This window comes from Arhodomonas aquaeolei DSM 8974 (assembly GCF_000374645.1).
GTDB lineage: Bacteria > Pseudomonadota > Gammaproteobacteria > Nitrococcales > Nitrococcaceae > Arhodomonas > Arhodomonas aquaeolei.
Genome location: NZ_KB894805.1, coordinates 24113 through 45118 on the forward strand (window position 1 = coordinate 24113; position 21006 = coordinate 45118).

The 21006-nt window shown below is 69.7% G+C and carries 20 protein-coding genes; 12 read left to right on the plus strand and 8 right to left on the minus strand.

Annotation, left to right across the window (positions count from 1 at the left end; genetic code table 11):
• Positions 1–831: 831 nt before the first annotated feature.
• Positions 832–1641 (minus strand): helix-turn-helix domain-containing protein, encoded by an 810-nt coding sequence (locus C516_RS0107980; RefSeq protein ID WP_018717842.1) that lies wholly within the window; start codon positions 1639–1641, stop codon positions 832–834.
• 185 nt (positions 1642–1826) lie between these two features.
• On the opposite strand from C516_RS0107980, the gene C516_RS0107985 reads away from it, so the two are divergent.
• Genes C516_RS0107985 through C516_RS0108005 form a run of 5 tightly spaced genes read left to right on the plus strand, consistent with a single transcriptional unit; the run spans position 1827 to position 6445 of the window.
• Positions 1827–2903 (plus strand): ABC transporter substrate-binding protein, encoded by a 1077-nt coding sequence (locus C516_RS0107985; protein WP_156831169.1) that lies wholly within the window; start codon positions 1827–1829, stop codon positions 2901–2903.
• Positions 2893–4008 carry an ABC transporter ATP-binding protein gene (locus C516_RS18990; protein ID WP_040409367.1) on the plus strand — a complete coding sequence of 372 codons (1116 nt, stop codon included), beginning with the start codon at positions 2893–2895 and terminating at the stop codon, positions 4006–4008. Before C516_RS0107985 ends, C516_RS18990 begins: the two co-directional genes overlap by 11 nt.
• The gene (locus C516_RS0107995; protein WP_211210588.1) at positions 4001–4927 is read left to right on the plus strand and encodes an ABC transporter permease; all 927 of its coding nucleotides are present in this window, start codon (positions 4001–4003) and stop codon (positions 4925–4927) included. Before C516_RS18990 ends, C516_RS0107995 begins: the two co-directional genes overlap by 8 nt.
• A 2-nt stretch (positions 4928–4929) precedes the next feature.
• Entirely contained in the window at positions 4930–5730 is an 801-nt protein-coding gene (locus C516_RS0108000; protein WP_018717846.1) for an ABC transporter permease, read from the plus strand.
• 4 nt (positions 5731–5734) lie between these two features.
• Positions 5735–6445 carry a cysteine hydrolase family protein gene (locus C516_RS0108005; RefSeq protein WP_018717847.1) on the plus strand — a complete coding sequence of 237 codons (711 nt, stop codon included), beginning with the start codon at positions 5735–5737 and terminating at the stop codon, positions 6443–6445.
• 12 nt (positions 6446–6457) lie between these two features.
• On the opposite strand, the gene C516_RS0108010 is transcribed toward C516_RS0108005, so the two are convergent.
• Positions 6458–7363 carry a LysR substrate-binding domain-containing protein gene (locus C516_RS0108010; protein WP_018717848.1) on the minus strand — a complete coding sequence of 302 codons (906 nt, stop codon included), beginning with the start codon at positions 7361–7363 and terminating at the stop codon, positions 6458–6460.
• A gap of 581 nt (positions 7364–7944) precedes the next feature.
• Here C516_RS0108010 and C516_RS0108020 point away from each other — a divergent pair.
• Genes C516_RS0108020 through C516_RS0108040 form a run of 5 tightly spaced genes read left to right on the plus strand, consistent with a single transcriptional unit; the run spans position 7945 to position 12124 of the window.
• Positions 7945–8232 carry a DUF2218 domain-containing protein gene (locus C516_RS0108020; protein WP_018717850.1) on the plus strand — a complete coding sequence of 96 codons (288 nt, stop codon included), beginning with the start codon at positions 7945–7947 and terminating at the stop codon, positions 8230–8232.
• A 25-nt stretch (positions 8233–8257) separates the two neighbouring features.
• A complete protein-coding gene (locus C516_RS0108025) occupies positions 8258–9205 on the plus strand; it encodes an ABC transporter substrate-binding protein (RefSeq protein ID WP_018717851.1) in 948 nt (315 codons plus the stop codon).
• 56 nt (positions 9206–9261) lie between these two features.
• Entirely contained in the window at positions 9262–10242 is a 981-nt protein-coding gene (locus C516_RS0108030) for a FecCD family ABC transporter permease (protein ID WP_156831171.1), read from the plus strand.
• A 50-nt stretch (positions 10243–10292) separates the two neighbouring features.
• Complete coding sequence (locus C516_RS19000) at positions 10293–11309, plus strand: FecCD family ABC transporter permease (RefSeq protein WP_018717853.1); 1017 nt, start codon at positions 10293–10295, stop codon at positions 11307–11309.
• Positions 11306–12124 (plus strand): ABC transporter ATP-binding protein, encoded by an 819-nt coding sequence (locus C516_RS0108040; RefSeq protein WP_018717854.1) that lies wholly within the window; start codon positions 11306–11308, stop codon positions 12122–12124. Before C516_RS19000 ends, C516_RS0108040 begins: the two co-directional genes overlap by 4 nt.
• Before the next feature lie 113 nt (positions 12125–12237).
• Here C516_RS0108040 and C516_RS0108045 read toward each other — a convergent pair whose 3' ends face one another.
• The 3 genes from C516_RS0108045 to C516_RS0108055 all read right to left on the minus strand — a co-directional run bounded on the left by C516_RS0108045 (position 12238) and on the right by C516_RS0108055 (position 15426).
• On the minus strand, positions 12238–12618 hold the full coding sequence (locus tag C516_RS0108045; RefSeq protein ID WP_018717855.1) for a hypothetical protein: 381 nt from the start codon (positions 12616–12618) through the stop codon (positions 12238–12240).
• Between the two features lie 127 nt (positions 12619–12745).
• Positions 12746–14293 (minus strand): DHA2 family efflux MFS transporter permease subunit, encoded by a 1548-nt coding sequence (locus C516_RS0108050; RefSeq protein WP_018717856.1) that lies wholly within the window; start codon positions 14291–14293, stop codon positions 12746–12748.
• Complete coding sequence (locus tag C516_RS0108055; protein ID WP_018717857.1) at positions 14290–15426, minus strand: HlyD family secretion protein; 1137 nt, start codon at positions 15424–15426, stop codon at positions 14290–14292. Before C516_RS0108055 ends, C516_RS0108050 begins: the two co-directional genes overlap by 4 nt.
• Positions 15427–15549: 123 nt before the next feature.
• On the opposite strand from C516_RS0108055, the gene C516_RS19005 reads away from it, so the two are divergent.
• The gene (locus C516_RS19005) at positions 15550–16209 is read left to right on the plus strand and encodes a TetR/AcrR family transcriptional regulator (protein ID WP_018717858.1); all 660 of its coding nucleotides are present in this window, start codon (positions 15550–15552) and stop codon (positions 16207–16209) included.
• Here the strand turns inward: C516_RS19005 and C516_RS0108065 are convergent.
• Positions 16194–17363, minus strand: coding sequence for a hypothetical protein (locus C516_RS0108065; RefSeq protein WP_018717859.1), 1170 nt, complete (start codon positions 17361–17363; stop codon positions 16194–16196). The two genes, C516_RS19005 and C516_RS0108065, sit on opposite strands and share 16 nt — an antisense overlap.
• Positions 17364–17367: 4 nt before the next feature.
• Positions 17368–18738, minus strand: a complete 1371-nt coding sequence (locus tag C516_RS19010) for a putative bifunctional diguanylate cyclase/phosphodiesterase (RefSeq protein WP_018717860.1) — start codon at positions 18736–18738, stop codon at positions 17368–17370.
• 87 nt (positions 18739–18825) lie between these two features.
• Here C516_RS19010 and C516_RS0108075 point away from each other — a divergent pair, with 87 nt between their 5' ends.
• Positions 18826–19737: an alpha/beta hydrolase gene (locus C516_RS0108075; RefSeq protein WP_018717861.1), complete on the plus strand. Its 912-nt coding sequence runs from the start codon at positions 18826–18828 to the stop codon at positions 19735–19737.
• On the opposite strand, the gene C516_RS0108080 is transcribed toward C516_RS0108075, so the two are convergent.
• Positions 19727–20935, minus strand: a complete 1209-nt coding sequence (locus C516_RS0108080; protein WP_018717862.1) for a PQQ-dependent sugar dehydrogenase — start codon at positions 20933–20935, stop codon at positions 19727–19729. The genes C516_RS0108075 and C516_RS0108080 overlap by 11 nt on opposite strands.
• Positions 20936–21006: the final 71 nt, after the last annotated feature.

Here is a 21006-nt window from a genome sequence, read left to right on the forward strand (position 1 = left end):
ATTCTATTGCCGGCGCATCCGGATAGGGCCCGGAAATGGTGACGACCCTGTTGATTGGCGGGATAGTGCTCGGAGGCGTGGTGCCATCCGCCCAGTTAGCGTCGGTAAACCAGTCGGGGGACTCCGAGCCGTCCCACGTGTAATCGGTCGCGTGTGCCGCGCTGACCGCCAGCACAGATGCTGACGCAATAAAAACGGCACAGAATGGCCAGGCATTTTTTTTATTATTCATTTGTTTTCCCCCTTGTCCGAGAGCGTCGTCGCCTGTGGTGGGTGGCTTTTTTCTGACGACGTCTGGAAGTTTTTTTGTTGTCTATTGGTAGACGAATTGAACGTAGCAGAGGGCTCTTTCAGGCGCAATATTGGCGATCCTGGTTCGCGTTGTCCCACGGTTGAGGGGAGTTAACGGGGGTGGGCGGGAAGCGCCTGTCCGGCGGCCTGCGACCAGGTGATCGACGATTCCGGAAGCGCTGGGGGGCGCAGAGCTCCTGATTTAACAAGTTTCTATTATGCTTTTTATGTCGATGGGGCGGGGGCGGGCTGTTGTCCCGGGGTGTGTGAAATAAAAAACGATACTTCGGGGATTGATTTGCAGGTGTTTGTGCTGTTGATTTCCCGGTTTTTCTTTGTGTCAATTTCCGTGTCGGCGAATTCCCCGAGTGATTCCGGGCCGGCCGCAGCGGGCGTGAATCAATCTCGGTCCGAGAGCTGCCGAACCTGGGTTACCGGATACCGGGATAGGCGTGCCTGGCCCGGCAGCGCCCTCTGCACGTCGGTGCCTCAGGCCCGGGGAAGGCATCAATCCCGGTTGTGACCCGTGGTGCAGGCGGGTCACAACCGGAAACTGAACGCTGCCTCCTCCGGCTGCATCTCGTTGCGTACGCGCTCGCGGATGGCGGGGTCGATCCGCGGGTCGTCCAGGTCGTAGAGGCCGCAGCCGCGCAGGGTCTCGCGCAGGGGCACGTCGCGGCCGAGGTACTGGAGGATGACGCGGTAGCAGGCGATGCCGCGGTCGGCCGTGCCGGTCACGCCGAGGGTCAGGCCCGGCATGAGCGAGGGCTGGTCGCGGTCCCGCGCGTAGAGGACGGTGAGCCACACCATTTTCCCCACGCTCGCCTCCCGCTCGAACATCAGCACGTTCTGCCCCGAGTGGACGAACAGGCCGTTGTACTTGAGCGTGGTCTGCCTGGGGTCGTCGGGGTAGCGCTCGATGTTGCGGCTGAACACGAAGCCGCTGTCCTCCGTCACCTGGATGAATCCCCGCATCAGCCGGCCCGGGTGCTCCGCCGGGCAGAAGTAGTTGTAATAGTAGCCGGTGTACTCGCGCAGCCGTTCGTGGCTGTCCGGGTTGAGCAGCAGGATGTCGCGCATGCGCTCGGAGATGGCGGAGAATTCGCCGGCCACCGGGCGCTTGACGGCCACGAGCCGCCGGAAGGTTTCGTGGTCCAGCAGCATCTCCGACTCCTCGAAGCCGAAGTAGTCGCTGATGAGGCGCAGGCGCTGGAGTCCGGGCCGGCTGTCCCCCGAGAGATAGCGATGGAACTGCTGGCGATTCACACCGAGGCGGCGGCAGGTGTCGGCGATGGAGCGGGTGTAGCTGCACACCAGCCGGAGGTTGCGGGGGAAGTCGTCACTCGCCATTTGGATGACACCTGTCGCATTATGTCGCATTAACTATAACAGAGCGCGTCATATTGCGGTGCCGCATTCTGTTGCCGCGTCGCCACAACGCTCCATAGACTGCGATGAAGCCCGGGGAGCGTCGGTCGAGATCCGTGACCCGCAAGGCCGCCTTCAGAAACGACCCGCGGGGTCCGGAGGAATGCATGTCCGAGAAACGTCCGTCGTCTTTGCCACTCGCCCGGGCCCTGGTGCTCGGCACCGCCGGCCTGGCCCTCGTGGCCGGTGCCTCGTTCCGCGCCAGCGCCGCGGATGACGTCCTGCGTGTGCTGACCTGGGAGGGGCTGGCGAACGACCAGTGGGTAAAGCCCTTCGAGGAGGCGCACGACGTCGAGGTCAAGCGCACCTACGTCGGCTCCAACGACGAGTACATGGCCAAGCTCGCCGCCGGCGACACGCAGTACGACGTGGTCGTGATCGTGAGCTCGCTGGCGCAGCCCGCCATCGACGCCGGCTTCGTCGAGCCGGTGGATCTGGACAGGATCCCGAATTTCGGACAGCTCTACCCGAGGTTCCAGAAGCTCGGCTTCCTGCGCCAGGACGGCCGCCAGTACGGCGTGCCCAATGACTGGGACGTGCTGCCGGTGACCGTCAACGCCGACGAGGTCGACGGCTGCAGCTTCGACGTGCTCTTCGACGACAGCTACAGCGGCCGGATCTCCATGTGGGACGACGTCGCCACCCTCGGCACCGTCGCCGCCTACATGGGCTACGACAACATCTGGACCCTCTCCGACGAGCAGCTCGAGAAGGTCAAGCAGAAGATGATCGAGCAGAAGCCGCTGGTGCGGACCTACTGGTCCACGGGCGGACAGATCACCCAGCTGTTCGCTAGCGGCGAGGTGGTGGCGACGCTGTCGTGGAGCTACGTGACCGAGCAGCTCAAGGACCAGGGCGTGAATGTCGTGCAGTGCACCCCCGAGCGCACCACCGCGTTCCTGGACTCCAACTTCATCGTCTCCGGCACCGAGCACCGCGATCTCGCCCACGCCTTCATAAACTACCTGATCTCGCCGGAGGTCATGGCCCAGGTCTACGAGTCGAGCGGTTTCGGTGTCACCAACCCGAAGGCCGAGGCGCACCTGCCCGCGGAGGCGTTCGCCAAATCGATCATGGCCAGGGACGAGAGCTTCCGCCGCAACATCAACTTCTGGCGGGAGATCCCGCGTCGCGGTAAGTACCTCGAGGTCTGGAACGAGATCAAGGCGGCCAATGTTGACTGAAACGGGTGAGGTGATCCGCCTCGATGGTGTCGCCAAGCGTTTCGGCGGGTTCGTCGCGCTGGACCATGTCGATCTCGACATCCGGCGCGGCGAGTTCCTGACGCTGCTCGGCGAGAGCGGCAGCGGCAAGACCACGACGCTGCGGATCATCAGCGGCTTCGAGGCGCCGAGCGAGGGGGCCGTCTACATGAACGGCCAGTCCCTCAACGACGTCCCCGCGCACCGGCGGCGGGTGAACACCGTCTTCCAGGACTACGCGCTGTTCCCGCACATGAGCGTCGCGGAGAACGTCGGCTACGGCCTGCGCTTCGACGGCGTCGCCCGTGCCGAACGGCGGCGCCGGGCGGGGGAGATGCTCGAGCGCGTGGGGCTTGCGGGACGGATGGACGAATATCCGGACGCGCTGTCCGGCGGCCAGATGCAGCGCGTCGCGCTCGCCCGGGCGCTGATCAAGGAGCCCGAGGTGCTGCTCCTCGACGAGCCGCTCTCCGCGCTCGACGCCAAGCTCCGCCGCGGGCTGCAGCTCGAGCTCAAGCGCATGCAGCGCGACACCGGCATCACCTTCGTCTACGTCACCCACGACCAGGAGGAGGCGCTGGTGATGAGCGACCGCATCGCCGTGATGGAGAGCGGCCGCATCCGCCAGCTCGGCGCCCCCTCCGAGGTGTTCGAGCACCCGCGCTCGCTGTTCGTCGCGGAGTTCGTCGGTGCCTCCAACCGGTTCGAGGGCCGGGTGGTGGACGCCGCCGACGGCCGGGTGGTGGTGGATCTGCAGGACGGCGCCCGCATCGCCGCCGCCGCGGGGGCGGCGACGGACCTGCGCCCCGGTATGGCGGCCTGCCTGATCGTCCGTCCGGAGCACATCCAGTTCGCTACCGGACTCGCCGCGCGGGAGAATGTCGTCTCCGCCCGGCTGGAGGACATGGTCTACCTCGGGGTCGACCGCAAGCTCGTCCTCCGCGGGCCGGACGGCACCCGCATCGAGCTCCACGAGCGCGGCGAGCGCCTGCCCGGCGACATCGGCGAACGGCTCGGCACCACCGTGCTGCTCCAGCTGCCCGAGACGCAGCTGCATGCCTTTGCGCTGGAGGCGCGCGGTGAGTAGGGCCCAGGGCGTGGCCACGGCCGCCGGTGGTGCTGCCGTCGGTGCCCCTGCGGTGTCGCTGCTGCGGCGTCTCGGACGCCGCCGCCTGGAGCTCGCGTCCGGGGGCGCCGCACTGCTCTACACGCTGGTGTTCATCGTGCTGCCGTACGCGATGGTCGCGATCTTCAGCTTCTGGGAGAAGGACCTCTACACGATCCGTCCGGCACTGTCCGTGGACAACTACGCCAAGATCGCGGGCAGCGGCGTGTACGCCCACGTCATCGGCAACTCCGTGCTGGTGGCCACCACGGTCACGGTGGTCGCCTCGGTGCTCGGCTATGTGCTCGCCTACTACCTGGCCGTGTACGCCCGGCGCTGGCGCAATCTGCTGTTCTTCCTGCTGGTGGTGCCGCTGTGGACGAGCTTTCTGCTGCGCGCCTACATCTGGACCATCATCCTCGGCCGCGAGGGGATACTGAACACGCTGCTGGTGAACCTGGGGATCATCCAGGACCCGACCCCGCTGCTGCTCTACAACAAGTTCTCCATCTGCCTTGCGCTGATCTACATCTTCCTGCCTTTCGTGGCGCTGCCGGTGTACGCCGCGCTGGAGAAGATCCCGCGCAGCTACATCGAGGCCAGCCGTGATCTGGGCTCGCCGCCGCTGCCGACCTTCAGGCACGTGGTCTTCCCGCTGACGGTGCCCGCGCTGGCGGCGGGGGCGACGGTGGTGTTCTGCCTGTCCTTCGGCGACTTCATCACGCCCAAGCTCCTCGGCGGCAGCTCCGACATCATGATCGCCAACGTCATCATCGAGCAGTTCGGCGCCGCCTTTAACTGGCCGTTCGGCAGCGCCCTCGCGGTGATCGTGCTGCTGGTGGTCTTCGCGCTGCTGGGCGTGACCTCGCTCGTCGCCCGCGGCCTGGGGCGGAACGCATGACTATGAATGCATCGACGTCCGGCAACGCGGCCCGGCGCCTGTTCACGGCGGCGGCCGCGGCGATATTCGCCTTCCTCTACCTGCCGCTGATCGTGTTGGTGGCTTTCTCCTTCCAGGAGAGCCGGATCCTCGCGTGGCCCATCGAGTCGTGGTCGCTGCACTGGTACCGCGTGCTCTGGCAGGACGCGGAGATGATTGCGGCGGTGGGCAACAGCCTGTTCGTCGCCACCGCCTGCGTGGTCATCACCACCGTGGTGGGGGTGCCGCTGGCGCTGACCCTGCGCCGCCTCGGCGGCGGCATGCGCACCGGCGTGGAGCGCGCGCTGCTGCTGCCGCTGATCATCCCCCAGCTGATCACCGGCCTGGCGCTGCTGATCATCCTCCACCGGGTGGACGTGGGCCTGTCGCTGGGCACGGTGATCCTCGGCCAGAGCCTGGTGTGGATGCCCATCGTGGTGACCCAGGTGCTCGCGCGGCTGGAACGGGTCAACCCGAACCTGGAGAAGGCGAGCATGGATCTGGGCGCGGGCATGTGGCAGACGTTCTTCCTGGTGACGCTGCCCTCCATCCGCACCGCGATCATCGGCAGCGCGCTGCTGGTGTTCACGCTCTCCTTCGACGAACTGCCGGTAACGTTCTTCCTCACCGGCTCACGCAATACGCTGCCGATGCATATCTGGTCGATGCTGCGGATCGGGATCACCCCCGAGATCAACGCCATCGCCACGGTGACCGTCGGCGTATCCATCATCCTCATCCTGGCCGGAATCCGGCTGCTTGCGCGCGAGCGCGGGAGGCCCTGAACCGATGACCAACGCCCTGTCCCCGCTGTTCGACCTCGTCCCTGCGGTCGACCTGTCACGCCGTGAGCGCATGGCGCTGCTGATCATCGACATGCAGTACCACGACGCCTCACCCGCCCGCGGCCTCGGCCGGGCGATCGAGGCGGTCGCCCCGGGCGCGATGGACTACTACAACGAGCGCCTGGAAGGTGTCACCGTGCCTGCCATCCGCCGGATGCTGGAGTTCTTCCGCGGCGAGGGGATCGCGGTGGTGCACCTGGTGCTCGGCTCGCGCTACCAGGACCTGCGCGAGTGCCCGCCGCGCTTTCGCGAGTGGACGCGCAACCTGGAGCGCGTCACCGGTGCGCGGGACATCTGGTGGTCCGGCAATCCGGATTTCGCGGTCCGTGACGAGCTGGCCCCGATCGAGGGCGAGACCGTGGTGCGCAAGACCACCAACGGCGGCTTCAACGGCAGCGGCCTTGATGACGTCCTCCGCCGCATGGGCATCGATACCTTGGTGGTCGCCGGCGTGGTGACCAGCGCCTGCGTGGAGACTACCGTGCGCGATGCCGCCGACCGCGGCTATCACTGCGCCCTCGTCGATGACGCCACCGCCGACTATGATCCGGAGATGCACCGTGCGACGCTCAAGGCCTTCTCCCTCAACTTCGGCCGGGTGGTGGACTCCGCCGACGCGCTGATCGAGGCGGTGGATCGGGGGGCGAGCGTCTAGCGCCCGGGTCTCCTACCGGCTCATGGCGTGGAAGCGCTCGATGACGTGCTCGGCGAGGGCGTCCGCGGCGCTGCCGCGGCCGGGGGCGCGCAGGAGCTGGATCCGGTAGGCCCCGAGGGGCGGCAGACCGGCATCCGCGTCCAGCACGCGCAGGGGCGGGCGGATCAGGCTCCGGGGGAAGGGGGCCACCGCGAGATCGGAGAGCATCGCCGCCTCCTGGGCGGCGCAGTGCTCGCTGGTGTAGGCGATGCGGTAGTCCCGGCCGCTGCGGTCCAGCGCCTCCAGCGCCATCGCCCGCCAGGCGCAGCCGTGTTCGGCCAGGGCCAGGGGCAACGGCGTTCGCCCCGCGCAGACACCGCCCTCGCGGCCTGCCCAGACCAGGTGTTCGCTGTAGACCACCTCGCCGCGGCGATCCTCCTGCCCCTCGTTGCTAGCGGTCATCAGCAGCAGGTCCAGCTCGCCGGCATCCAGGCGTTCCAGCAGATCCCCGCTGCGGCCCACGCGCACCGTGACCTGCACCGCCGGGTGGGTGCGCGCGAAGCGCGATAGCACGCCGGGCAGGATCCGGGTGCCAGCGTCGTCCGGCGTGCCCAGGCTCACCGAGCCGTCCACGGCAGGGGAGAGGAACCGCGACACCGCCTCTTCGTTGAGCTCCAGCAGCCGCCGGGCATAGCCGAGCAGGGCCTCGCCCTCCGGCGTGAGCCGCGTGCGCCGCGGCTCACGGACGAACACCGCCCGACCCAGCGTCTCCTCCAGGCGCTTGATCTGCATGCTCACCGCCGCCGGCGTGCGGAAGACCTGCCGTGCCGCCCGGGTGAAGCTGCCGGTCTCTGCGATGGCGACGAAGGTGCGCAGCACGTCGTGCTCCAGCAGCGGCAGTGCCCCGGCGGCGGGGCGGGACTCCGGATGGGCGCTCATGGCATTTCCGTTAACAAAAACTGAAAGGCGAATTTATTCCTTTTTGTTTGAGTTAACAATGTCCGCGGCACATGCTCTCCCCAACAGTCACGGAGGCGCCGGACAGGCGCTACCACCGGGGAGGCAAGCGCAATGGCCGTCCACCACGATACGCCGAACACCACCGAATGCGCCCGCCGGGGCGGGTCCGCACCGTCGTCCTCCGCGGGGCTCGTCGGTGCGCTGCGCGATGCCGTGCGGCGCCGTCTCCGGGCGTGGCGGACCCGTCTTGCCCTGAACCGGGTGATGGACATGGATGACCACCTGCTCAGGGACATTGGTGTCACCCGGCAGCACGTGTGCCGTGCCGTGGATCGGGCGGGCCGCCGCGGTCGTGGGCAGGACCTGTGCAGGCGTTGAATATGCGATAGCGAATAATTATCATTTGTTAACGTATCCGTGCGGCCCTGCCTTCGCCCGCGGGGAGGCCTTTGCGGGCGGCTCCGTGTGCAGTGGGGAGCGGCGAAGGGTGGACTTTAAGGGTCCGCCGCTCCGCCGGTCCCGCCGCACGTCCACTCCGCCATCCACCAGGGAGCGTGATCATGGTCACCACCCGCGCCACCGTTACCACCGAGAAGCCCGCCGTGAATCTCAAGAAACTCTGCCGACACTTCGGCCACAAGGTCGAGGCCCGCTTCGACGACGAGCGCGGCGAGGTCCATTTCCCCTTCGGCGATATCGAGATGGCGGCGGGCGAGGGCGTGCTGGTCCTCTCCGGCCGGGCTGGCGACGGCGAGTCCCTGGCGCGTCTCGAGCAGGTGGTGGGTGACCACCTGGTGCGTTTTGCCTGGAAGGAGTCGCTGCAGGTCGACTGGCGGCGCGACGCCTGACGTTGGCCGACGGGAGATCTGACCCATGCAGCAGACAGCAGCGGCCGAGCGTATCCACGGTATCCTTGCGATGACGCTGGTTTTCATGGTCGCCCTCGCGGCGACCCCGGTGGCGGACGCGCGCACGGTGGTGACGGCCTACGGAGAGGTCGATATCGACGGTACGCCGCAGCGCGTTGTCACCCTCTACGAGGGCGCACTGGACGCCGCCCTGGCGGTGGATGTCGCGCCGGTGGGTGCGGTCACCACCCGCGGGGGCGATGGCGTCGCGGGCTATATCCAGGATCGCGCCGGGGATGTGGCCATCGTCGGTACGCCCCGGGAGACGAACGTCGAGGCGGTGCTCGCGCAGCGCCCCGACCTGATCCTGGCCTCGCCGCGGCTGCCGCGGGCGCAGTATGAACTGCTCTCCGGTATCGCACCGACGGTGGTCCCGGATGTTCAGGGCTTCCGCGCCGATGCCTGGAAGGACGAGGCGCAGCTCTACGCCCGTGCGCTCGGGCAGACGCCGGCCATGGACGAGGCGATTGCGCGCGTGGAGAACCGCGCTGCGCGGATCGCGTCCGCGGTGACCGGGCGTTACAACGCCGATGACCGCACCGCCTATCTCGTCCGCTGGATGCCGCAGGGGCCCATGGTGATGTCGTCTAGGCTGTTCGCCACCGGGCTGCTCGGCGCTGCCGGTTTCGACGTGGAGACCGCCGGACTGGTCGGCGGGGACCGCCCCCACAGCGACCCCCTCAGCCTGGAGGCGCTGTCGCGCATCGACGGCGACTGGCTCTTCCTCGCCACCCTCAACGCCGACGGCCGCGAGGCCCTGGACGCGGCCCGTACCTCGCCGGCGTTCCGGCGACTCGACGTCGTCCGGCGCGAGCGCGTGGTCCCCGTGGACGGTCAGCTCTGGACCAGCGCGTCCGGGCCGCTCGCCGCAGAGGCGGTGCTGGACGACATCGAGGCGGCGGTCCTGCAGTGACCGCCGCCGGTTCGAACGGAGCCCCCCGGGTGGGGGAGGCGGGGACGCGCATGCGCATGACCGGGCTGACCGCCGCCTGCGCCGCCGTGCTCGCCCTGGCGTGTCTCGCCAGCCTGCTGCTCGGGGCCGGCAGCGTCGACGCCGGCCCGGCGCTGGCCGGGCTGCTCGGTCACGGCAGCGAGGAGGCGCGGTTCGTGGTCTTCGAGCTCCGGGCCCCGCGCACCGTAATCGCCCTGGTGGTGGGGGCGGCCCTCGGCGTCGCCGGGGCGCTGCTGCAGGCGGTGACGCGCAACCCGCTGGCCGAGCCGGGCCTGCTGGGCGTGAGCGCCGGCAGTGCCTTCGCCGTGGCCGTCGCGCTCACCCTGGGGGCGAGCGCGGCGACGTTGCGCAGCACCGTGGCCCAGCTCGGTGCCCTCGGTGGCTGCCTGTGCGCCATCGGCGCCGGGCGGCTGCGCGGCGTCGGGGACGATCCGGTGCGCCTCGTGTTGGCCGGCGCGGCGCTCTCCAGTCTGCTCGCCGCGCTCACGTCCATGCTGCTGCTCGTCGACCAGCGCACCGCCGACGAGATCCGGTTCTGGGTGGTGGGCAGCGTCGCCGGGCGGCGCCTGTCCGATCTCTCCGGCATCCTGCCGTCGCTGGCGGCGGCCGCGCTCATCACCCTCGCCATCGCCCGGCCGCTGGCGGCGCTGGCCCTCGGTGACCGGGTTGCCGCCGGGCTGGGGCACCGGCCGGGGACGGTGCGGCTGCTCGCGGTGATCGCCGTGGCGCTGCTGGTGGGGGCCGCCACCGCGGTGGCCGGGCCAATCGCCTTCGTCGGCCTGGTCGTACCCTTCGCCGCCCGGGCGCTGGCCGGTCCGGATATCCGCCGCACGCTGTGGCTGAGCGTGCCCCTGGGGGCGCTGGTCGTGGTGGCGGCGGACGTCGTCTCGCGTCTGGTGGTTCAGCCCTCGGAGCTGCCCATCGGGGTGCTCACCGCGCTGCTGGGTGCGCCGGTTCTGATCGCCGTGGTGCGTGCCCGGCGGCTGCCGACGCTGTGACCGTGGCGATGTCCGGTGGCGCTGTTTCCCGCTCCCCTGCGCACACTGCGGTGCTGCGCCTGCCCGGCGGGCGCACGCTGCTGGTCCAGCGCCGCACACAGCGGGCGAACCTGCTGCTCGCGCTCCTGCTCGCCGCGGCAGCGGTGATGGCCCTGTCGCTGGGCAGCACGGTGGTGGCGCCGCACGACGCCGTCACCGCGCTGTTCGGCGGCGGCGATGCGGTCACGCGCTTTCTGATACAGGCGCTGCGCGGGCCGCGGCTGCTTGCGGGTATCCTCACCGGCACCGCCTTCGCGGTGGCGGGCTGCCTGATGCAGACGCTGGCGCACAACCGCCTGGCCACGCCCGGCATCATCGGCATCGACAACGGCGCGACGGCGTTCGCGGTGGCCTCGGTGCTGGGGGTGGGCATCGCCGTCGCGCCGCCGGCCATGGCCCTGGTCGGCGCGGCCACTGCCACGGCGCTGGCCTTCGGCCTTGCGGGTGGCACCGGCACGCGGGGGTACCGCTTCATCGTCGCCGGTATCGCCATAGGTGCCCTATTCGGGGCGGTAACCCAGCTCATGCTCGCCCGCGTGGCGATCGACGCCGCCAACCAGGCCTATCCCTGGACCGTCGGCACCCTCAATGCCCGTTCTGCGGATGCCGTGTGGGTGCTCGGGGCGGGGGTCGCGGTCGGATTGCCGGCGGCCCTGGCACTGGCGCGGACGCTGACGGTGATGCGTCTCTCCGACTTCACCGCCCAGGGGCTGGGCGTGCGCGTGCGAGCCTGCCGCTGGCTCTCCCTGGCCGTGGCCGTGCTGCTCACCGCGCTGGCGGTGGCGGTCGCCGGGCCGGTGGGGCTCGTGGGGCTGGTCGGCCCGGAGATCGCCCGTCACCTGTCCGCGCCGGCGAGCGTGCCGGTGGTCGGTGCCGCGCTGGCCGGCGCGCTGGTGATGGTGCTCGCGGACCTGGCCGGACGGCTGCTGCTCGCGCCCATCGAGATCCCGGTCGGGATCGTCACCGCCGTGGTCGGCGGTCCCTATCTGCTCTGGATCCTGCTGCGTGCATCGAGGATGACCCCGTGAATCGACCCGTGACCGACGGTGACAGCCGCCTGCAGGCCGACCGTCTGGGCCTCGCCTACGGCCGGACCACGATCGTCCGCGAGCTCAGCCTCGCGCTGCCGGACGGTCGGGTCACGGCCATCGTCGGCCCCAACGGCTGTGGCAAGTCCACCCTGCTTGCCGGGCTGGCGCGGCTGCACCCGCCGAGCGGTGGCGGTGTGGTGCTGGACAGCCGGGATATCCGGGACCTGCCGACCCGGGAGGTGGCCCGCCGGATTGCGCTGCTGCCCCAGCACACGGTGGCGCCGGAGGGCCTGACTGTCGCGGAGCTGATCCGTTTCGGCCGTCACCCGCATCAGGGCCTGATGCGGCAGTGGTCGGCGGAGGACGAGCGGGTCCTGGCGGAGTCCCTTGCCGTGGCGGACATCGAGGCCCTGGCCGACCGACCGCTGGACGCGCTCTCCGGCGGTCAGCGCCAGCGTGCCTGGATCGCGATGGCGATCGCCCAGCAGACGCCGCTGCTGCTCCTCGACGAGCCCACCTCCGCCCTGGATCTGGGCCACCAGCTCGAGGTCTTCGAGCTGATCCGGGCGCTGGCGGCGAGCGGCAAGACGGTGGTCATGGTCGTGCACGACCTCGTCAGCGCCTGCCGTTTTGCGGATCACATGGTGGCGATGCTGGACGGTGACGTGGTGGCGGAGGGGCCGCCGGCCGAGGTGGTGACGCCGGCGCTGGTACGCCGGCTCTACGGCATCGAGTGCACCCTGATCGAGGACCCGGTGACGGGCAGCCCCATGCTGGCGAACCCGCGTCGTCCGGCGACTGCCCGGTCATGAGGCACACAACCGATCCAGCCTGAGGCCGGTCTCATCTTGTGGTCCGGCCGTTGCCGTGCGGCAAGGCCGGTCCGTGAGGGCGCGGCACACGCTATCGGTGTGTCGCGCGGGGGTCAGTCGATGCGCTTGTGCCGCCGGTGCCGGTCGTGTCCATCGTCCCAGTCGTTGCGGCCGCCGAAGCCACGACCGTAGCGATCATGGTCCTCCCGGTAGCCGAATTTGTGGCGCAGTCCGGGCGGACCACCGTGGTGGCGAAAGGCCGGTGGCGCGAAGTGGCGGCCGCGGTGGTGGTGGCGGTCGCGGTAGCGGTAGCCGTCGTGCCGGTTGAACCAGCCCCGGTAGTCGCCGTAGTAGGGGGCCGGGTCACGGTAGCCGAAGTGGATGGTGACACCGCTCTCGACGTACTCGCGGGCGTCCGCCCGGGGGCTGGCGACGGCGGCGCCGATGCCCAGGGCGGCGGCCGCGGCGATGAGGGTGAGTGTACGCAGGCGCATGACGGTACTCCTTCCGGTGGTAGGGCCGGATGCCGGGGTTCGGTACCTAACCGTTATGCCCCCGCGTGCCTGAACCCGGGCTGAACGGCACGGTCGCCGTGTGCCGGGCCGACGGACGGTCGCCGCGTCAGTGGCCGGCCTCGCCCGTCGCCATGGTGGGGCGCTTCATGAGCAGCATGACGGGGACGGCGCAGAGATAGATCATCCCCAGCCACAGGAAGATGTCGTTGAAGGCCATGGTCTGTGCCTCGACGCCGATGCGTCGTGCCAGATTGGCGATGGCGCCCGCCCGCGGATCCGCGACGGCGCCGGTGAGCTGCTGGGTCTGGGCCTGGAGCTCGTGCACGACGGTGGCGCGGCCGGTGTCGATCGCGGGGATGATTTGGCTCCAGTGGAAGTCGAAGCGTACGTCGCGGATGGTGTCCATCATCGCCAGGCCGAAGGCCCCGCCCAGGTTGCGCAGCACGTTGAACAGTCCGCTGGCGTTGCCCACCTCGTGGGGCGGCAGGGTGCCCAGGGCGATGCGGGTGATGGGGATCATGCACAGCACCATGCCGGCGCCGCGGATCACCTGGGGCCAGAAGAATAGCTCGTAACCGGCCTCACTGGTCATGTGGGCGTTCATGACGGTGCCGGTACCCACCAGCGTCAACCCGATGGCGAGGAGGATGCGTGGGTCGATGTGATCGGAGGCGCGTCCGGCGATCGGTGCGCACACGAACATCGCCGCGCCGGTGACGAACATGATCTCGCCGATCTGCAGGGCGTTGTACTGGCGCACGATGCCGAAGAACAGCGGCATCAGGTAGGTCAGGCCGTACAGGGCGATCCCCAGGCAGAACCCGAGCGCCGCACCGATGGCGAAGTTGCGGTTGCGGAACGCGTGCAGGTCGACGATCGGGTGATCGGTGCGGAACATCCGCACGAAGAACGCCACGCCCGCCACCGCGCACAGCACGCTCATGTCCCGGATCAGCGCGCTGGCGAACCAGTCGTCGCCGGGACCTTCCTCGAGGATGTATTCGAGGGTGCCGAGGAAGACCGCCATGAACACCAGCCCCGGGACGTCCAGGCGCCTGAGCAGGGAGCGGTTGCCGTGGTCCAGGGCGAGGGTGTTCCAGATCGCGAGGCTGACGAGGATGCCGGGCAGTACGTTCACCAGGAACAGCCAGTGGTAGCTCATCGTCTGGGTGATGTAGCCGCCGATGGTGGGGCCGATGGACGGCGCCATGGTCGCCACCAGCCCCATCACCGCCTGCACGCTGCCCATCACCCTACGGGGAAAGATCGAGAAGCTGATGGCATAGGCGATGGGGATCATGGCCCCCCCGAGGAAGCCCTGCACGGCCCGCAGGGTGATGAGCGTGCCCACAGAGCTCGCCATCGCGCAGCCCAGGCTCGCCAGGGTGAACCCCCCGCAGGAGACGACGAACGCGACCCGGGTGGAGAGGATGCGCGTGAGCATCCCCGACAGGGGGATCATCACGACCTCCGCGATCAGGTATGCCGTCTGCACCCAGGAGATCTGGTCCTCGGTGGCGGACACGCCAGCCTGGATCTCGTTGAGCGAGCTCGCCACGATCTGAATGTCCAGGATCGCCATGAACATCCCGAACACCGCGGCCACGAACCCCAGTCGCTGGGACCAGGGCGGCATGTCGGTGACGTGGGTCACGGCCGCCCGCCGTCGCGGTTGTCGTCCGGGCCGCTACGCTCGCCCTGATCCGCGTCGGCGAGGGGGTTGCGATCCTGATTGCGATAGACCCGGCCCTCGCCGGTCTCGCGGGTGTCCACCTCCGGGACCACCGACAGCCCCGGGCGCAGCAGTGCGAGGCGTTCCGGCGGCTCGGTCACGCGGATGCGCACCGGCACCTTCTGTACGATCTTGTTGAAGTTGCCGGTGGCGTTGTCCTGGGGCAGCAGGCTGAACTGCGCGCCGGTGGCCGGGGAGAGGCTCGCCACGCGGCCCTTGAATACCCGGTCCGGGTAGGCGTCGACGTGGATATCAACCGGTTGGCCGATCTCCATGCGCGCGATCTGCGTCTCCTTGAAGTTGGCCACCACGTAGACCTCCGGCAGCGGCACCACGTGCAGCAGGGTGCGCGCGGGCTGGGCCATGGAGCCGGCCTCGACGGTGACGTCGCCGACCACGCCCGCGGCCGGTGCGACGATCCGCGTCTTGTCGAGCTGATGGCGGGCGTAGGCGAGGGCGGCCTCGGCGTCCGCCACCGCGGCACTGGCCTGGTCCCGCTGCGCCTTGAGCACTGGCAACTGACGCTTCTCGGCGGTCAGCGTCGCCCTGGCGGCCTGTCCCTCCGAACGGGCGACCCGGTAGGCGGCCTGGGCGTTGTCGAGCTCCTGGCGCGAGCTGTAGGAGCGTTTCTCCAGGCTCTTGGCGCGCTGGAGGTCGAGCCGGCTGCGCTCGGTCTCCGCCTTCGCCGAGTCGACCCGCGCGGCCGCCTGCTCGATGCGTGCCTGCTGGAGGGTGATCTGGCGCTCCGTGGCCTGGAGGTTGGCGCGGGCCTGTCGCAGCTGCGCGGCAGCCCGGTCCCGCTGGGCGGTGAGGTCCTTGTCCTCGAGCCGGACGAGGAGCTGGCCCTTGTCGACGACCTGGTTCTCGGCGACCGGCACATCGACCACGCGGGCGTTGATCTCGGGCTGGATGGCGACGCTGTCGGCGGCGACCTGGGCGTTGTCTGTCTCCTCGATGAAGCGCCCGACCCGGTACCACTCTATGCCGTAGACCACACCGGCGGCGATCACCGCGGCCAGCACGACGCCGAACACCACCAGTTTGATACCCCTCACGGCATGCACCTCGACGGAACGTTGGACAATGGAGAACGTGAAGACGTGAAATCGTAACGTAGATTACGTTTCTATCAAGTGTTAGTTTTCGCGGCATGACCGTGACGGCCGAACAGGTGAGCGATGGCTGACAGCGAGACGCCGGGGTGCACGCCCGCGACCCGGCGTGGCCGTGAGCGCGCGGCGCGCATCCTCGATGCCGCTGCCGGGGTGTTCCTGGAGCGCGGTTTCGAGGCGGCGACCATGAGCGAGATCGGTCGACGGGCCGGCGGGTCCATGCAGACGCTCTACCGCCTTTTCGGCAGCAAGGAGGCGCTGTTCCGGGCGATCATGGAGCGCAAGGCCGCCAGCGTGTACGCGCCGCTGGAGGACGAGTCGATCTTCGAGCAGCCGCCGGAGCGCGCGCTCTTCGAGCTGGGCATGCGGCTCAACCGCCTGCTCCTCGACCCGGATACCCTCCGTACCCACCGCGCGATGATCATCGAGTCCCATCGCAACGCCAACCTGAGGCAGATCTTCTACGAGACGGGCCCGGGCCGGGTGCGCGCCGCGCTCGCCCGCTATTTCCGCGTCGAGTGCGAGCGCGGTCACCTGCGCCTGGACGACCCGGATGCCGCCGCGCGGCAGTTCCTGGACTTCGTCAAGGGCGCGCACTACCTGGAGGCGGTGCTCGGCCAGCCGGTCACGGCCACGGAGGCGGAGATCGAGCGCTGCGTGGACGAGGCGGTACGGATCTTTCTCAACGGGGCGCGGGGCGTGGCACCGGATCAGCCCTCGCGCTGATCCGTCCAGTGCGGATAGTCGCTGCGCAGCTTGTGCAGGTCGAAGTGGCGCTCCACCCAGTCGATCAGGCGGGGCGTCAGGTCGAGGTCGCGGGATTCCTCCGGCGCTGAGAGGTCGAACGTCCGCCGGGCACCGTCCGGGGCGGCGAGGGTGAGCCGGCGGGGCAGGTCGACGACGACCAGGTCCGCGGCGTCGCCGTCGTAGTGATTGGAGTGGCGGGCCCCGCTGCGCGTGGCATAGACCACGTTGTAGGCCTCGGCCATACGCCGGGCCGCCTCCTTTGTGGCCCGCCAGCCGTCGTCGGTTTGCCAGCGGATCGGGATGTCCAGCCCCCACCCGGCATTGAGCCGCTTCAGCTCGGCGGCCCGCCGCGCCACCGCCTCGGGACCCCTTGCCCGTGCCAGGATGAAGGCGCCGTACATCAGGTAACCGCGTTCGCGCCGGCGCACCGTCGAGTACAGATACGCCTCCGCGCCCTGGTCCCGGCACTGGGCCATCAGCGAGAGCAGGCGCGCCGCGAAGTCCGCGGAGCCGGCGTCCACCAGGGCCTGCAGCCGTGCCGCCTCGTCTGCGGGGTTCGGGTAGCGTGCCGTCCAGCGCGGTCCCGGCGGTGCGCCGTCCGGTGCCGGTTCCAGGTCCGGCGGGCTGGGTGGCGGGCGGATGTCGAGCCGCCGGCCGCCGTAGCGCCGGGGCGTGTCGCCGAAGACCCCGTCGGGGTGCAGCAGGATGCCCGCGCGCCGGGCCCGGCCGGAGTGCACGTCCACGCTGTCCAGCCGTCCGCGCGCGGCGGCGACGTCGTCGAGGAAGTAGAGCAGGTCGGTGAGGTCCACCGGCCGGCCGAGCCCTTCGCGCACGGCGCGAAGCAGCGGCTCGTCGGCCGGGGTAGCGGCGAGCGTCTTCAGCGTGGTGCCGTCCAGGCGCACCCCGGCCAGGGTCACCGGCAGGTCCCGGAGGGCCTGCGCCGCGGCGGCCAGGGTGGTACGGCCGCCGTCGTCCCCGGGGGCCGGCAGCGCCTCCCACTGCCGGTTCGTGTCGATGGCATCGACACCCGCGGTGGCCCGGCCCCCGGCGATGACGCCGAGGGCGAGCAGGATGGCGAGCGCGGCGATACGCGGACGAGGGGACGGGCGATATTGGGCGCTGGTGTATGGCACGGGATCAGCGTACCAGCCACGCGTCGAGCTGGTCGTCCGGCATCGGCCGGGCGAGGTGGAAGCCCTGACCCTCGTCGCAGCCGATGCCCTCCAGGAATTCATAGGCCGTTGCCGTCTCGATACCCTCCGCGACCACCCTGAAGCCTAGGCCGTGCGCCAGATTATTGATCTTGCCAACGAGAAAACGGGCCTGTTCGCCGCTGTCCAGGTCAAGCACGAAGGACTTGTCGATCTTGACCACGTCCGCCGGAATGCGGGTCAGATAGGCCATATTGCTGTAGCCGCTGCCGAAGTCGTCGATGGCCACGGTCATGCCCAGGGCACGGACCTGCCGCAGGGTCTCCAGTGTCCGCGCGTTGTCCGGCGAGACCGCCCCCTCCGTGAACTCCAGCTCCAGGCGCCGCGGGTCCACACCGTAGCGCTCGAGCCAGCCGTGCAGGCGGCCCAGGAACTCCGGCTCGGTGAGGTTGCGCGGCGAGACGTTCACCGAGATGCCCAGATCGCGTCCCGCGTCCTGCCATCGGCTGAGCCGGCGGATCGCCGTTTCCAGCACGAGGGCCGTCAGTGGCCGGATGAGGGCGGTGGTCTCCACCAGAGGGATGAACTCCGCGGGCGAGATCCATCCGAGCCTGGGATGCTGCCACCGGATCAGCGCTTCCACGCTGTGGCTGAGGCGGTCCGCGAACGACACCCGGGGCTGGAAGTGCAGGGTGAACTGGTCGTCGGCCTCCAGCGCCTCCGGCAGGTCGGTCAGCAGCTGGAAGGCACGGCGCTGGGCGGCATCCGAGCCCGGGTTGTAGTACGAGAACGGATGGTGGGAACTGCGGCTGTCCTGTGCGGCGGTGAGCGCGGCACGCAGTGCCTCGGCGGGGGCGGTGAAGCCGGCGTCCAGTGCCACCAGCCCGACCCCCGCGGCGGTCTGGATGGGGATGTCCTGAACCATGACGGGGTCGGTGAAGTGGGTGGCGATGCTCCTCGCGGTGTGCTCCGGGGGGTATCTGCCGTCGTTGTCGACGACGAACGCGAAGCTCAGCACGCTGACGTTGTAGACCGTCACGCCTGCATCCAGGCACTCGATGACGCGCTGGGCCCCGGCGCGGATGAAGTCCTCGGAGAAGGCATGGCCGAGTGCACGCAGGATGCCGTTGAAATGCTGCGCCTCCGCCAGTGTGACCAGTACCAGCGTACGCGGCCGGCCGCTGTACGCGATTCCGTCGAGGTCGGCGGCAAGCTGCTCCAGGCACTGGACCCGGCTTGGCAGGCGGGTGACATGGTCGTAACGGCCGATGTCCTCGGCGGTGAAACCGCCCGCCGGCGGCAGCGGCTGTCGCGGCATGGTGCCTGATTCGCCGGCGCCCGCGTTATCGGTGCTCATTCTTGGTGACTGCCCGGGCACGCTCGTGGCGCCCCCGTTTCCCTGTTAGCGTCCGGATTCGGCCAAGTATAGGGATTCGGGGTGACGATGTCCTTCCTGAAGACGATGTGGCGGGCGCCGGCGATCGCGGTGCTCGTGGCGCTCGCCGCCGGCTGTACGCGGCTCGGTGCGCTGGACTCGGTGATGCCCCGGGACGATGGCGCCCGGCGCGTTGCCCGGGATGCCTCGTACGGGACGCGGCCGCGTCAGCGCCTGGATGTCTATGCCCCGCGGGCGCCGGTGGCCGGCGCGCCGGTGATCGTGTTCATCTACGGCGGCTCCTGGGACAGCGGGCGCCGCCAGGACTACGGCTTTGTCGGCCACGCGCTGGCGGCCCGCGGCTTCGTGACCGTGATCCCGGACTACCGGCTGGTGCCGTCGGTGCGTTACCCCGCGTTCGTGGAGGACGTCGCGGCGGCGGTGCGCTGGACCCATGATCACATCGCCCGCTACGGCGGAGACCCGGCACGCATCGGCGTGGCCGGCCATTCGGCCGGGGCCTACAATGCCGTGATGCTGGGGGTTGCGCCGCGCTATACCGGTGCGGACGGCGCAGAGGGGCTGCCGGTGGCGGCGGTGGCCGGGCTCTCCGGCCCGTACGACTTCCTCCCGCTGGACGTGCGCGCCACCCGGCGGGCGTTCGCCGGCGTCGAGGACCTCCGCGCCACCCAGCCGGTGGCTATCGTCGGCTCCCGGGGGCCGCCGCTGTTCCTCGCCACGGGCACCGCGGACACCACGGTGAAGCCGCGCAACACCACCGCGCTGGCGGAGCGGGCGCGGGCACAGGGACGGCGGGTGGTGGTCCGCCGCTATGCAGGAGCGGACCACGTGGACATGCTGCTGTCCCTGGGCTGGTGGTTCCGCGACGATACCGCCGCACTTGCCGACATGATCGCCTTCTTCCGCGACACCCTCGGCGGAGCGCCGGAAGGTAGCGACGGCGAGACGGCTACGGACTGAGCCGGTAGAGCGCGCCGCTGCCGTAGTCGCCGATGTAGAGATTACCGGCGTCGTCGGTACCGAACGTGGAAATGGAAAGCCCCGTGTCGACGAGCAGCTCGCGCTCGTCGCTGCCGCGGTCGTAGGCCCAGATGCGGCCGCTGATGAAGTCGCCGAAGACGTACCGGCCGGTGAGCGCCGCCAGCCGCGTGCCGCGGTAGACGTAGCCGCCGGTAATGGACTCGCCGAGGTCGTGGCCGTACTCCGTGAGCGGAGCGGTGAAGTCGCTGTCCGTGAGACTGTCGCAGGCGCTGGAACGCAGGCTGGCGTCGACGGTGAGGCTGCCCTCGCGGCAGTCCCAGCCGTAGTTGCCGCCGGCGGTGACCACGTCCACCTCCTCGCGGGCGTCCTGACCCACATCGGCGACCCATATCCGCTGGCCCGAGAGGTCGGAGTCGACGCTCAGCCGGTACGGGTTGCGGAATCCGTAGGCGTAGATCTCCTCGCGCAGCCCCGCGGTGTTGCCGGCGTAGGGGTTATCCGAGGGCACAGCGTAGTTGGGCGTCACGCCGGTGCCCGTGACGGATACGTCGATACGCATCACCGAGCCGAGCAGGTTGGTTCGGTCCTGGGCATTGTCGTCCGGGTCGTAGGAGCCGCCGCCGTCACCCGCGGTGAGGTAGAGCATGCCGTCCACAGGGCCGAAGGCCAGGGCGCCGGCGTAGTGGTTGTCCGTGCCCGGATGGGGGATCTCCAGCACTACCTCCTCGGTCGCCGGGTCCACGGGGCGCACGCCGGTGTCGGTGAAGCGTGCGACGACGATGCGCCGGGGGCTGTCGGCCGTGTAGTGGACGTAGAAGTACCCGTTGCCCGCGAACGCCGGATCGAAGGCGAGACCGAGCAGGCCGCCCTCGCCGTCGGTAACCAGGTCGGCGCGGCCGGTGAGGTCCAGGAAGGTGACCGCGCCGGCAGCGGGGTCGTTGCGCGAGAATACGCGGATGCGTCCGGCCTTCTCCGCCACGAACAGCCGGGCGTCGGGGGCCGGCGGGGCCTGGATGTCGGTGACGCCGGGGAAGCTCAGGCCGGAAAAGACCCGTTCGACGGTGTAGTCCGTGGGTGTGGGTTCGGTCACCGGGTCGCCACCGTCGCTGCTTCCGCCGCCGCAGGCCGCCAGGCCGGCCGCGGCCAGGATCGCCGGTATCAGGGGGAGGGTACGCATGGCCGGTCCTCTGGCCGTCGTGGATGCCTGGGAGCATGGGTCAGCCGCGGGCCATCCGCCACGGCGGGCCG

Excerpts from the sequence above, each read along its gene's own strand:
- C516_RS0108010 (WP_018717848.1), bottom strand. The coding sequence starts at position 7,363 with ATGAGCGCCCATCCGGAGTCCCGCCCCGCCGCCGGGGCACTGCCGCTG.
- C516_RS0107985 (WP_156831169.1), top strand. The coding sequence starts at position 1,827 with ATGTCCGAGAAACGTCCGTCGTCTTTGCCACTCGCCCGGGCCCTGGTG.
- C516_RS18990 (WP_040409367.1), top strand. The coding sequence starts at position 2,893 with ATGTTGACTGAAACGGGTGAGGTGATCCGCCTCGATGGTGTCGCCAAG.
- C516_RS0108020 (WP_018717850.1), top strand. The coding sequence starts at position 7,945 with ATGGTCACCACCCGCGCCACCGTTACCACCGAGAAGCCCGCCGTGAAT.
- C516_RS19005 (WP_018717858.1), top strand. The coding sequence starts at position 15,550 with ATGGCTGACAGCGAGACGCCGGGGTGCACGCCCGCGACCCGGCGTGGC.
- C516_RS0108030 (WP_156831171.1), top strand. The coding sequence starts at position 9,262 with ATGACCGGGCTGACCGCCGCCTGCGCCGCCGTGCTCGCCCTGGCGTGT.
- C516_RS0108025 (WP_018717851.1), top strand. The coding sequence starts at position 8,258 with ATGCAGCAGACAGCAGCGGCCGAGCGTATCCACGGTATCCTTGCGATG.
- C516_RS0108080 (WP_018717862.1), bottom strand. The coding sequence starts at position 20,935 with ATGCGTACCCTCCCCCTGATACCGGCGATCCTGGCCGCGGCCGGCCTG.
- C516_RS0108045 (WP_018717855.1), bottom strand. The coding sequence starts at position 12,618 with ATGCGCCTGCGTACACTCACCCTCATCGCCGCGGCCGCCGCCCTGGGC.
- C516_RS0108000 (WP_018717846.1), top strand. The coding sequence starts at position 4,930 with ATGAATGCATCGACGTCCGGCAACGCGGCCCGGCGCCTGTTCACGGCG.
- C516_RS0107980 (WP_018717842.1), bottom strand. The coding sequence starts at position 1,641 with ATGGCGAGTGACGACTTCCCCCGCAACCTCCGGCTGGTGTGCAGCTAC.
- C516_RS19010 (WP_018717860.1), bottom strand. The coding sequence starts at position 18,738 with ATGAGCACCGATAACGCGGGCGCCGGCGAATCAGGCACCATGCCGCGA.
- C516_RS0108005 (WP_018717847.1), top strand. The coding sequence starts at position 5,735 with ATGACCAACGCCCTGTCCCCGCTGTTCGACCTCGTCCCTGCGGTCGAC.
- C516_RS0108075 (WP_018717861.1), top strand. The coding sequence starts at position 18,826 with ATGTCCTTCCTGAAGACGATGTGGCGGGCGCCGGCGATCGCGGTGCTC.